This is a genomic window from Campylobacter sp. BCW_6467 (genome assembly GCF_001762855.1).
Taxonomy (GTDB): Bacteria; Campylobacterota; Campylobacteria; order Campylobacterales; family Campylobacteraceae; genus Campylobacter_D; species Campylobacter_D jejuni.
In genome coordinates this window covers 1-11778 of record NZ_MJXP01000027.1, presented here as the reverse complement: position 1 = coordinate 11778, position 11778 = coordinate 1, and the positions used below count along the sequence as shown (strand labels likewise).

The following is an 11778-nucleotide window of genomic DNA, read 5'->3' as shown; positions in this document are numbered from 1 at the left end:
GATAAAAAAGATGCAAAATAGTTTAGCTTATAATGCTTATTCTCAAAATCAAGCGGGGATAGAATCTCCGCAAAAACTTATCGAAATGCTCTATGAGGGAATTTTGCGTTTTTGTGCAAGGGCTAAAGTGGCGATAAGAAACGAGGATATAGAGCAAAGAGTATACTTTGTAAAAAGAACAACAGCTATTTTTATAGAGCTTATTAATACTTTAGATTATGAAAAAGGTGGAGATGTGGCGCATTATTTAAGTGGGCTTTATACAAGAGAAATTCAACTTTTATCTTTGGCAAATTTAGAAAATAACGAAGAAAGAATTAATGAAGTTATAAATGTAACCAAAGGTTTACTAGAAGCTTGGAGAGAAGTGCATAGTAATGAAACAGTGGATCAATGATTTTAAACTCGCGTTAATTCAAGAAGATATTAATAAGCTTGAAAATTTGCTTGATAAACTTGATATGAAAGCTTTTATTAAAAATTTAGCTAAAAGATCGCCCTCAGAAGACTTTATAAAAGAAAATATAAATGATATATTTTATCAAATTCAAGCTCTTTTGCAAGAAGCTGTTGCACTAATTGAACAAAAGAAAAAAGCAAAGGCTGTTGAAATTCAAAAATTTCAAAAAGCTTTGACCTATGTTAGATCTTAAAAAGCATAGCGATAAGCCGAGTTCTGTCTTGAATGCTCATTTATCTAGTTTTGTTTTTACAAACAAAATCAAGCGAAGGGTTAAAACAAAGACGCTAACCATCCCTTCTTGCTGCACATTGGGTTTACATAGCCGAAATTGTTGCCAAAATCGCTGGTAGGCTTTTACCCCACCGTTTCACCTTTTCCACTTGTGTGGTAGTTTTCTTTCTGTTGCACTATCCCTTAGGTTTCCCTAGCCATCTGTTAGATGGAATGCTTGTCTTTAGCAGCTCGGACTTTCCTCTTCTAAAAAGAAGCGAGCATTTACTATGCTTTAAATTTAAATTTTAGCATAATTTTACTTATTTTTTTATCAAATAAAATAATTTTATTGTGATATCAATCAAAATTTGATAGAATTATTTTTTATTTTTTAACAAAGGAAATTTATGGCATCTTATTCAATGGGTGATTTAAAAAAGGGACTTAAAATAGAAATCGATGGAATTCCTTTTAAAATAGTTGAGTATCAGCATGTAAAACCAGGTAAAGGTCCTGCTTTTGTGCGTATTAAAATCAAATCTTTTATTGATGGTAAAGTACTTGAAAAAACTTTCCATGCAGGCGATAAATGTGAAGCTCCAAATTTAGAAGATAAAACTATGCAGTATCTTTATGATGATGGTGAAAATTGCCAATTTATGGATACACAAACATATGAACAAGTAGCTATCAGTGATGATGATGTGGGTGAGGCAAAAAAATGGATGCTTGATGGTATGATGGTAGATGTACTTTTTCATAATGGCAAGGCTATCGGCGTAGAAGTTCCACAAGTTGTTGAACTCAAAATCATCGAAACGGCTCCAAATTTCAAAGGCGATACTCAAGGATCAAATAAAAAACCAGCTACTTTAGAAACAGGCGCAGTAGTGCAAATTCCTTTTCATGTGCTAGAAGGTGAAGTTATACGCGTTGATACTGTGCGTGGTGAGTATATAGAAAGAGCGAACAAGTAATACAAAAAAAGCTTTTGGACTATTCCAAGGCTTTTTTAAATTTATACAATTTTTTATTTTATTCTTCAAGGCATTCTTTAAATTTTTAAACTTGACTTTTCTGTAGTGTTTTAATTCTATATTATAAAGATGAGCTTATGAGAATATTTTTTCTATTTTCAAATATTTTTAGATGGGATTATGGTGTTGTTTTTTTGCCTAAAAAGGGTTTTTGCTTGTTATAATTCAAGATATTCTGTAAAATATTTTATAAGATGAGTAAATTTGTTACTAAATAGATATTTTTTAAATTTTAGATTTTGTTTTTATGCTTTGAAAAATATATTTTTTGATATCATAAGCCCTATAATATTTTAAAGGATGATAATGGTTTTTTTAATCATCTCTAGTATTATAGTAGCCATCATTTTAGGCTATATTACTAGACATAATGTTGGAATTTTTGCTATGATTTTTGCTTATATTATAGGAGCCTTTTTTATGGATTTAGCTCCTAAAAAAATCATAGCTTTTTGGCCTATTTCTATATTTTTTGTTATTTTTGCTGTTTCATTGTTTTATAATTTTGCAACCGTAAATGGAACTCTTGAAAAATTAGCTGGACATTTGATGTATCGTTTTGCTAATCATCCTTATTTACTTCCTTTTGTTATTTTTGTGGTTAGTGCTATTATAGCTGCTTTAGGAGCGGGTTTTTATACGGTTTTGGCTTTTATGGCACCCCTTACTTTTTTACTTTGCGATAAAATCGGTTTAAGTAAAATTGCCGGAGCTATGGCCATAAACTATGGTGCTTTAGGAGGAGCAAATTTTATGACTTCTCAAAGTGGGATTATTTTTCGAGGATTGATGCAAAATTCAGGTATTGAAGCAAATGAAGCTTTTATAAATTCTAGTATTATTTTTGCTTTTACTATAATTTTGCCTATTGTGGTATTATCTTTTTTTGTGTTTAATGCTTTTAAAAATAAGATGCAAACCAGTGTTATTTCAAAACCTGATCCATTTGATTATAAACAAAAAACTACTTTAATTCTCATGTTTATGATGATTATTGTTGTTTTAATCTTTCCTGTGCTAAATATTATTTTTCCACATAATGAGACAATTAGTTATTTTAATAAAAAAATAGATATAGCTATGATAGCCATGATTTTTGTTGCCATTGCTTTATTTTTAAAATTAGCCAATGAGAAACAAGTTGTTGCTTTAATTCCTTGGGGAACCTTAATAATGATTTGTGGAGTAGGGATGTTAATTAGCATAGCAGTTGAAGCAGGTGCTATAAAATTATTTTCAGATCTTGTAGAAAATGAGGTCAATGTGATTTTTATTCCGTTAATAATGTGTGCTATTGCAGCTTTTATGTCGCTTTTTTCAAGTACTTTGGGTGTGGTTACTCCAGCGCTTTTTCCTATAGTTCCAAGCATTGCTGCAAGCAGTGGATTAAGCGAGGCATTGCTTTTTTCTTGTATTGTTGTAGGGGCTCAAGCTTCCGCTATTTCTCCTTTTTCTTCTGGAGGAAGTTTAATTTTAGGATCTTGTCCTGATAAATATAAGGAAAAATTATTTAAAGATTTACTTATTAAAGCTGTGCCAATAGGATTTATGGCGGCGATTTTAGCTACTATTATAATGAGTTTTATTTTATAAGGATAATTTAATGAAGATTGATACTCATGCACATATATTTTTGAAAAAGTTAAATACAGTTGCAAATGCAAGATATAAACCTGATTATGATGCTAGTTTTAAAGATTATAAAGCAAATTTAGATCATTATGATTTTGATAAAGGGGTTTTAGTTCAGCCAAGTTTTTTAGGTGTTGATAATGAATTTTTGCTTCAGAGTATCGAAAAAGATGAAAATATAAAAGCTATAGTTGTGGTTGATGAAGGTATTAAATTTGATGAGCTTCAAAAACTAAAAGAAAGAAAAGCTTGTGGAGTTAGATTAAATTTAATTGGCAAAGAATTGCCAAATTTTAAAAGTACAGTTTGGACTCAATTTTTTGAAAATTTAAGTAAGCTTAAAATGCAAATAGAAATTCAAAGAGATTTGGATAATAATCTTGTTGATATTGTTAAAAATTTAATTCCTTATGGTTGTAATATTGTTATTGATCATTTAGCAAGAGCTAATGCAAACTTAACAAATTTAGAGGATTTAATTTGCTTAAAAAACTCTAGAATATTTTTTAAAATTAGCGGTTTTTATAGAGCAAAAATAGACTATGTTAATAATGAACAAGCTATAAAATTTGCAAAGAAAATATATGAAATTTTAAAAGAACATTTTCCACTTAGCAATTTTGTTTTTGGAAGTGATTGGCCGCATACAAATTTTGAAGCAAATGTTAATTTTTCATCGGCTCTAGCAGCTTTTAATGAAGTTGTCGTATCTAAAAAAGAACAAGAGCAAATTTTAGGGGACAATGCTTGTGTTTTATTTGACTTTTAAGCTTTTCGTTTTATCCTAAAGATGTATTTTGCAATGCGTTCAAAATGTACTCTTAGATAAGGTTTATAAATTACAAAACCACCCAAAAGTCCTAAAATGCTTCCTATTACGACATCAACTAAGCGAGCGAGTATCAATGTATTTGCATTTTCACTCATAAAATTAGCTGCTTCTGAAAGATAAGTAGCATAAGGAGTAAAGAAAATCATAGCTAAAGCATAGTTTCGATTGACTAAAAATTGTCCTATAAAAAACAAAGACATCATAAGTAAAACAAGCTCTATATTGTGAAATTGTTTAGATAAAAGCCACCATGCAAAACATACTCCTAAGGCCGTTCCTATGATGCGTTGAATTTGTTTAATCCATATAGAATTTAAAGTTACACCTTGCATAATAGCTGTGCAAGAAATGGCTATCCAATAACTTCTTTCAAGTTCTAAAAAAATTCCTATAAATATAGAAAAAGCCACAAAAGAACCCATGATCAAAGAATCCACAAAAACTGCATCAAAACCTATGTATTCTCTAGGTGGAATTTCGCTAGGTAAAGCATTTTTAAATCCATAAATCACAACGATAGAATATAACAAAGCCATTAAATTAGCTACCATTGCCCCAAGAAAAACAAGACCCACTAAAAAGATAAAATCCTTAGCTTCAAAAGGAGAATAAGCTCCTAAAATACAAGAAAATACAAAGAAAAAATATCCAGGTGCACCAATGTTATAATATCTAATTAAAATAGAACTTCCCATGGCCACAAGTCCTATAGGGATGAAGGCAAAAATTGCAGGTAAAAAATGGGTTAAAATTCCTAAGAAAAAACTAGAAACTATGCCAAAAGAACAGCACATCACAACAGCCATTCTATGATATAAAGGAGTGTTTGGAACATATAAAAAAGATAAAGCTCCTATCATGGCAATGAGTCCATAGTTTAATTTTCCAAAAAATACACTAAACCCTAAAACTATACCCACACCTAAAGCCGCAAAAAAAGGCATTTGCCAAACTTGTTCACTTGAATTTAGTTTAGCAATTTCTTTAAAGTGTTGCTTTAGCATTTCTATTTTATTCACTCTCGAATTTGTCCTTCTCCATTAATTATATATTTATAAGTGCAAATATCTTCAACCCCCATAGGACCTCTTGCATGCAATTTGCTAGTTGAAATTCCAACTTCCCCACCAAAGCCAAATTCTCCTCCATCGCTAAAACGCGTTGAAGCATTAGCATAAATACAAGATGAGTTTATAAGGCGTTGAAATTTAGCGATATTTGAAGCATCATTTGAGATAATGGTTTCAGAATGCAAGGAGCTGTGTTTATTGATATGCTCTATAGCTTCATCGCAATCTTTTACTAATTTTACACTTAAAGCAAAATCAAGCCATTCTGTATTAAAGGTATTTTCATTTGCTTTAAAAACTTCTAAATTTGAGTTGTTAAAATAAGCCAAAGCATTTTCATGGGCATGAATTTTTACTTTAAATTTTTCAAATTCAGGGATTAAAAGACTTATAAAATTTTTAGCAATTTTTTCATGGATTAAAAGCGTTTCCAAAGCGTTGCAAACACTTACTCTTTGACACTTTGCATTAAGGATTATTTTTAAAGCCATATCTAAGTTAGCACTTTGATCTACAAAAGCATGACACAAGCCCTTATCTTGCTTAATGAGAGGAATTTTAGTATTGTTTGCAATTTCTTGTATCATATTTGAACTACCGCGAGGTATGATCACATCGATTAAATCATCAAAAGTTAGAATTTGCTTGATCTCGTCTCTTTGAGTAAACATAGCAAAACAATCTTGTAAACCAAATTCCTTAAGTGCTTTGCTAACAAGAGTAAATATAGCTTTGTTTGTAAATTTTGCTTCACTTCCACCTTTAAATACACAAGCATTAGAACTTTTTATCATTAAAGCTGCAATTTCAGCGCTAAGACTAGGCCTTGCTTCGTAAATAACACAAATAAGTCCTAAAGGAATGCTTATTTTTTGTATGCTCAAACCCGCATAATTTTTCCAAGCTTTAGAAATTTTGCCTATAGGATCTTCGATATAAGCGATTTTTTCTAGACCTTCACAAAGAGCTAAAATGCGTTTTTCATCTAACAAAAGCCTATCTTTTATTGTTCCACTTTTTGTGAAATTTGCTATATCTTTTTTATTTGCTTCTAGGATAATTTTGAAATTTTCTCTTAAAATTTGAGCTAATTTTAAAATAATTTTTTCTTTATCTTTAGGTGTTAAGTTAAGTAGTTTTTGAGAATTTTTCTTAATATTTTCAAGCAAATTTCGCATTTTTAATCCTTTATTTACAAAAAACTTGATAAATTATACAAAAAAAATCAGAATTGAAAGGTAAATATAAATATAAATGAAAAAAATAGATTTAATTATAGTAGGTGCAGGTCCAACAGGCATAGGCTGTGCGGTTGAAGCTAAGCTTAAAAACAAAGAAGTTTTGATACTGGAAAAATCAAATAACATTTGCCAAACTTTAATGCAATTTTATAAAGATGGCAAAAGAGTAGATAAAGCTTATAAGGGATGCGAAGGAACTAATCATGGACATGTTCCTTTTGAAGATGGTACCAAAGAAAGTACTATAGAAACTTTTCAAAACGTATTAAAAGAACACAATATAGAAGTTGAATTTGGCTCTGAAGTTGAGAGCGTTAAAAATGAAAATGGAGTTTTTTTAGTAAGCACAGCTAAAGGCGTTTATGAGTGTAAAAACATCATCGTTGCTATAGGTAGAATGGGTAAGCCTAATAAGCCTGATTACAAACTTCCTATGACTTTAACAAAAATCATTAATTTTAATGCCAATTCAGTTTTGGGAAATGAAAAAATTCTTGTTGTAGGTGGTGGAAATTCAGCAGCAGAATACGCTGTGGATTTGGCTAATTCAAATCAAGTTAGCCTTTGTTATCGCAAAAAAGAATTTACAAGATTAAATGATATCAATCTTAAAGATATTCACGAAGCTGGAAATTCGGGTAAAGTAGAGTTAAAACTAGGAATTGACATTAATGAGGTAGAAGATGATAGTGGCAAGGCTAAGGTAAATTTTACCGATGGTACAAGCGATATTTATGATAGAATTATTTATGCTATTGGTGGTTCTACTCCACTTGATTTTTTACAAAAATGCGGGATTAATGTTGATGATAAAGGCGTGCCTTTAATGGATGAAAACAAACAAAGCAATGTTAAAGGCATCTTTGTAGCAGGAGATATTGCTACTAAAAATGGAGCAAGTATAGTTACAGGGTTAAATGACGCTGTAAAAATTCTTTCCGTGCTTTAAATTTTAGCCTTCGGGCTAAATTTGACTTATTAATAAGTAAATTTTATAATTCTTAGTTATTTTAATTTAAATCTATGAAAATGCAAAATAAAACTAATACAAAAACAACAATAAGAACTTATCGTTTAAATTTCTATATTTTAGGACTTCAAGCACTCTACTAACGTCTTTAAAAATATTTTATTTTAATATTTTTAAAGGATTTGTATGTCAAATATTTTTAGCACTTTAAGCCCTTTTAGGCTTTTTATAAAATGTGCCGTGCCAAATGTCATAAGCATGGCCTTTATTTCTTTTTATTATATAGTTGATGGAATTTTTGTTGGAAAATATCTAGGAAGTGATGCTTTAGCAGCACTAGCCTTGATTATTCCCTTTATTATGATGTCTTTTGCTTTGGCTGATATGATAGCTATAGGTTCAGCAGTGCAAATTTCTATGCATTTGGGTTTAGGCAAGAAGAATTTAGCTAGAAAGATATTTAGTTCTAGTATATTGATTATTTTTCTAATCTCTTGTTTTATTGGAATTTTGGAGTATTTTTTAGGACCTGTTTTGATTGATTGTCTAAATGTTAGCGATGAGATTAAAACCATGGCTAAAGAATGTATGTTTGTTTTTGCTTTATTTGCACCTTTTACCATGCTTTCTTTTGCCTTGGATAATTATTTAAGAATTTGTGGAAAAACAACCTATAGTATGATTATGAACATAATCATAGCTTTAAGTAATATTATATTTGATTATCTTTTTATAGTTGTATTTGGTTGGGGCTTGTTTTCGGTAGCCCTTGCAACTTGTTTAGGAATTGTTTTAAGTGGTATTTTTGGAATTATTCCTTTTTTATTTCAAAATTTAGAGCTTAAATTTTCAAGTTTATATATAAATTTGAGAATTTTTAAAAATATTCTTTATAATGGAAGTAGCGAGTTTTTTGGCAATGTTTCGGGTTCTTTATATAGTATTTTTGCAAATTTTGTTTTGTTAAAAATTTCTACCACTCAAGCCGTGGCAGCTTTTTCTATTATTTTATATATTGATAGTTTTATTATAATGCTCATTATTGCTATGGGGGATGCGATGCAACCTGCACTTAGTTATAATTATGCTAAAAAAGATTTTTTAAGGATTAAAGCTATTATAAAAGTGGTATTTTTTGCAGGGGGAATTTTATCTTTATTTTCTATAGTATTTATATTGATATTTGGAGAAAATTTAATAGCACTTTTTGCAAAAGAAAATGATCAAGAATTTAAAACTTTTGCTTATACAGCTTTGATGCTTTTTGCTTTTAATTATATTTTTGCATGGTTTAATGTCCTAAGCGGTTCTTTTTTGACAGCTTTTAATAAAGCAAGTTTTTCTTTGGTTTTAAGCTTAATGCAAAATTTATTCATGCCTTTATTTTTTCTTTTGCTTTTATCTTATTTTATAGGTTTAAATGGAGTATGGTTAAGTCCATTTTTTGCTGAATTTTGTGTTTTGATTTTAGCTTGGATTTTTCTTAAAAGGATTTTTAAAGATCTATCTTTATAGTGGATAGATCTTTTTTAAATTTTATCAAAGGAGCTTTTTTATAATTTTTTAGAATTTATATCCTATTCCAGTTAAAACAACTTGATAGGTTTCATCATAAAATCCTATATCGCTATTTCTTTTTTCTATACCATAATTTGCAAAACCATAAAGTCCGTTATAACCCAAAAATTGATTTTTAACAACTTTTAGATTAAGCTTAACTATATTACCGTCTTGTTTTTTGTGGAAGATAGGATCTGTTCCTACTGCCTCATATTTGCTAAGACTTAAATTTGGGGTGAAGATATAGTCATTAGCAAAAGCTAAATTTGTTCCTATACCAAAACCATATCTTGAGTAACTTTGAGCTTTTCCATCTGCATCATTATAATCATAGCTTAGTCCTAAATTTAACAAACTATAATTGTAATTTAATTCAAACTCGTGATAATACCCCTCTCTTTTTAAAGAGCTGTACTCAACTGCGTCTTTATCATATTTGTTTTTGCTAAATAAATATGAAGCTGTAAATTTTCCTAAATCACTTTCGTAAAGTTGAGAGATTTTAAAACCATATCTATCAACATCAGTTTCTTCTCTATTGCCTATTTGATAAGGATTTGCATAAGCTTTTTCTCTTAAAGAAGAAATTACAGAAAAAGAAGTACTAAAACGCTCTAAATAGGCTTTTTCATAACCTAAAGCTATACCGCTGATATCTCTTCCATTGTAGTTTTTGATAAAAACTCTATCATTGTCTATAAGGTTGCCATAGTAAAGTTCTACACCGATAAAAGGAATAAAAGAAGAGTCCGAATTATCAGCATCATAACCACCTAAGTAATCACTATCCGCTAAAGTTGAAATATTGCTTTTAATATCTCTTGCACCTACACCTATGCTTAAATTTCCACTAAAACCTTCTTGAAAATCTACAGCCATAGCTGACTGGGCTAAAATGGAAGCTAAAATACATGAAAATAAATGTTTTTTCAAGTGTTCTCCTAATAAAATAAATGTTGTGATTATAATTGTAACTAATATTACTTTAAATATTTATAAAAAATTAAAGTTTATAATTTTAAGTTTTTTTAGATAAAATTTTTAAAATTATTTATATTTATAAGGAAATTTAGTGCAACAAGAGTATTATGACTTGGATTTAGAGCGAGCTATTTTAAGCAGTTGCATCATGAGTGAAGAAGCTTACGCTAGTATAGCAGGCGATATTAGCCCAAAAGATTTTAGTCTTAAAGCTCATGAAGATATTTTTAAAGCAATTATAGCTTGTAGCAACAACAAAGAGCCTATTTCTATAAGTTTTTTAAAAAAACATAAAAAAATAGATGAAGAGATTTTAGCAGAAATTCTTGCCACTCCTTCTATGATAGATTTGCCTGCTTATGTAAATGAACTTCGCGAAAAGTCCATCAAAAGACAACTTTTGAGTTTTGCACATCTTTTACCAGCTCGTATTAATGAAAATCGTGCCGTAAGTGAAATCGCAGATGAAATTGGTAAAGAAATTTTTAGCATTACAAATCGTGTAAATTTTAGAGATATTAAAGATGTTAATATAGTAATATCAGAACTTTTTGAAGAATTTAAAAAGCAAAAAACTTTAGAAAATAAAAATATCATAGGCCTTGATACAGGCTTTGAGGGTCTAAATAGAATGACAAAAGGTTTTAAAGGAGGTGAGCTTATAATAATCGCTGCGCGCCCAGGTATGGGAAAAACAACCCTTTGTTTAAATTTCATTGATAAAGTTTTAAGACAAAATAAAGGTGTGGCTTTATTTTCTCTTGAAATGCCCGCAACTCAAATCATGCAAAGAATGCTTTCTTCAAAAACTTCTATCCCTTTACAAAGAATTTTAACTGCGGATTTAAATGATGATGAATGGGAGCGTTTAGGAGATGCTTGTAATGATTATAGTCAAAAGAAATTATATATTTATGACAGTGGTTATGCAACTATCGCTGATGTAAGGGCTATTTTAAGGCGTTTAAAATCTCAAGATGAAAGTATAGGACTTTGTGTGATTGACTATATAGGGCTTATGATGAGTAATTCAAATTTTAATGATAGGCATTTGCAAGTGAGTGAAATTTCAAGAGGACTTAAGCTTTTAGCTAGGGAGCTTGATATGCCTATTATCGCACTTTCACAACTTAATCGTGGCTTAGAGCAAAGAGCAAATAAGCGTCCTTTGATGAGTGATTTGCGAGAAAGTGGAGCTATAGAGCAAGATGCGGATGCTATTTTGTTTGTATATCGCGATGAGGTTTATAGGGAGCAAGAAGAAAAAGAAAGAGAGAATAAAGCTAAAGCCGAAGGCAAAGCTTATCAAAGAATTTTTATACCCAATGCTATGCAAGAAAATGCTGAAATTATTGTTGGAAAAAATAGAAATGGACCGGTCGGAACTATAGAGGTTATATTTTTAAAAGAAAAATCTTGTTTTGTAGATAGGCCTATGGGCTATGAAGCTACTGAATTTACAGGCTAGCTTTAATTAATATAAATTAATTAAAAATATTTCACAGATAATTTCAATATTTAATTAATTTTACTCCCATTAAATCAATTTTTTTATAAAATAAAATTTAAATTCAAACTATATAGTTTTATAATAATTAATATTTAATTATATTTTAAGTTTAAATATTTTAATATTCCGCTATTTTATTTTTATATTTTATATTATTATTAAAAAATAAATAATATGAAATTAATTTCAAAATAAACCATTTTAAATAAGGAAGGAGAAAAATATTTGAGTAAAAATATTATTTCAAATAAAGTGTCCATGGGGGGGGG

Annotated in this window: 11 protein-coding genes and 1 other RNA gene; 8 read left to right on the top strand and 4 right to left on the bottom strand. The window is 29.5% G+C overall.

The window, feature by feature from the left end:
- The first annotated feature begins 10 nt into the window (after positions 1 to 10).
- Both fliS and AJ888_RS03910 read left to right on the top strand, forming a co-directional pair.
- Positions 11 to 397, top strand: a complete 387-nt coding sequence (fliS, locus tag AJ888_RS03915) for a flagellar export chaperone FliS (RefSeq protein WP_002861271.1) — start codon at positions 11 to 13, stop codon at positions 395 to 397.
- The gene (locus AJ888_RS03910) at positions 378 to 653 is read left to right on the top strand and encodes a hypothetical protein (protein ID WP_002861272.1); all 276 of its coding nucleotides are present in this window, start codon (positions 378 to 380) and stop codon (positions 651 to 653) included. The genes fliS and AJ888_RS03910 overlap by 20 nt, the downstream gene beginning before the upstream one ends.
- On the opposite strand, the gene rnpB is transcribed toward AJ888_RS03910, so the two are convergent.
- An RNA gene (gene rnpB, locus AJ888_RS03905) (RNase P RNA component class A) lies at positions 650 to 970 on the bottom strand. The genes AJ888_RS03910 and rnpB overlap by 4 nt on opposite strands.
- A 113-nt stretch (positions 971 to 1083) precedes the next feature.
- On the opposite strand from rnpB, the gene efp reads away from it, so the two are divergent.
- From efp to AJ888_RS03890, 3 genes are all read left to right on the top strand, one after another.
- Positions 1084 to 1653 carry an elongation factor P gene (efp, locus tag AJ888_RS03900; RefSeq protein ID WP_002855210.1) on the top strand — a complete coding sequence of 190 codons (570 nt, stop codon included), beginning with the start codon at positions 1084 to 1086 and terminating at the stop codon, positions 1651 to 1653.
- Positions 1654 to 2013: 360 nt separating this feature from the next.
- Positions 2014 to 3306, top strand: coding sequence for an SLC13 family permease (locus AJ888_RS03895; protein WP_079396349.1), 1293 nt, complete (start codon positions 2014 to 2016; stop codon positions 3304 to 3306).
- 10 nt (positions 3307 to 3316) lie between these two features.
- The gene (locus AJ888_RS03890; RefSeq protein ID WP_002861274.1) at positions 3317 to 4114 is read left to right on the top strand and encodes an amidohydrolase family protein; all 798 of its coding nucleotides are present in this window, start codon (positions 3317 to 3319) and stop codon (positions 4112 to 4114) included.
- On the opposite strand, the gene AJ888_RS03885 is transcribed toward AJ888_RS03890, so the two are convergent.
- Positions 4111 to 5196: an FUSC family protein gene (locus tag AJ888_RS03885; RefSeq protein WP_002861275.1), complete on the bottom strand. Its 1086-nt coding sequence runs from the start codon at positions 5194 to 5196 to the stop codon at positions 4111 to 4113. The genes AJ888_RS03890 and AJ888_RS03885 overlap by 4 nt on opposite strands.
- Positions 5193 to 6425, bottom strand: coding sequence for a glutamate-5-semialdehyde dehydrogenase (locus tag AJ888_RS03880; RefSeq protein WP_002861276.1), 1233 nt, complete (start codon positions 6423 to 6425; stop codon positions 5193 to 5195). The genes AJ888_RS03885 and AJ888_RS03880 overlap by 4 nt, the downstream gene beginning before the upstream one ends.
- Positions 6426 to 6501: 76 nt before the next feature.
- On the opposite strand from AJ888_RS03880, the gene AJ888_RS03875 reads away from it, so the two are divergent.
- Together AJ888_RS03875 and AJ888_RS03870 are read left to right on the top strand one after the other, a co-directional pair.
- On the top strand, positions 6502 to 7437 hold the full coding sequence (locus tag AJ888_RS03875) for an NAD(P)-binding domain-containing protein (RefSeq protein ID WP_002861277.1): 936 nt from the start codon (positions 6502 to 6504) through the stop codon (positions 7435 to 7437).
- A gap of 207 nt (positions 7438 to 7644) precedes the next feature.
- Positions 7645 to 8973, top strand: a complete 1329-nt coding sequence (locus tag AJ888_RS03870) for an MATE family efflux transporter (RefSeq protein ID WP_053872524.1) — start codon at positions 7645 to 7647, stop codon at positions 8971 to 8973.
- A 48-nt stretch (positions 8974 to 9021) separates the two neighbouring features.
- On the opposite strand, the gene AJ888_RS03865 is transcribed toward AJ888_RS03870, so the two are convergent.
- On the bottom strand, positions 9022 to 9951 hold the full coding sequence (locus tag AJ888_RS03865; RefSeq protein WP_070296138.1) for a DUF2860 family protein: 930 nt from the start codon (positions 9949 to 9951) through the stop codon (positions 9022 to 9024).
- Positions 9952 to 10090: 139 nt separating this feature from the next.
- Between AJ888_RS03865 and AJ888_RS03860 the strand changes: the two genes are divergently transcribed.
- The gene (locus AJ888_RS03860; RefSeq protein ID WP_070296137.1) at positions 10091 to 11467 is read left to right on the top strand and encodes a replicative DNA helicase; all 1377 of its coding nucleotides are present in this window, start codon (positions 10091 to 10093) and stop codon (positions 11465 to 11467) included.
- The last annotated feature ends 311 nt before the right edge of the window (positions 11468 to 11778 follow it).

Excerpts from the sequence above, each read along its gene's own strand:
- AJ888_RS03875 (WP_002861277.1), top strand. The coding sequence starts at position 6,502 with ATGAAAAAAATAGATTTAATTATAGTAGGTGCAGGTCCAACAGGCATA.
- AJ888_RS03870 (WP_053872524.1), top strand. The coding sequence starts at position 7,645 with ATGTCAAATATTTTTAGCACTTTAAGCCCTTTTAGGCTTTTTATAAAA.
- efp (WP_002855210.1), top strand. The coding sequence starts at position 1,084 with ATGGCATCTTATTCAATGGGTGATTTAAAAAAGGGACTTAAAATAGAA.
- AJ888_RS03890 (WP_002861274.1), top strand. The coding sequence starts at position 3,317 with ATGAAGATTGATACTCATGCACATATATTTTTGAAAAAGTTAAATACA.
- AJ888_RS03895 (WP_079396349.1), top strand. The coding sequence starts at position 2,014 with ATGATAATGGTTTTTTTAATCATCTCTAGTATTATAGTAGCCATCATT.
- fliS (WP_002861271.1), top strand. The coding sequence starts at position 11 with ATGCAAAATAGTTTAGCTTATAATGCTTATTCTCAAAATCAAGCGGGG.
- AJ888_RS03910 (WP_002861272.1), top strand. The coding sequence starts at position 378 with ATGAAACAGTGGATCAATGATTTTAAACTCGCGTTAATTCAAGAAGAT.
- AJ888_RS03880 (WP_002861276.1), bottom strand. The coding sequence starts at position 6,425 with ATGCGAAATTTGCTTGAAAATATTAAGAAAAATTCTCAAAAACTACTT.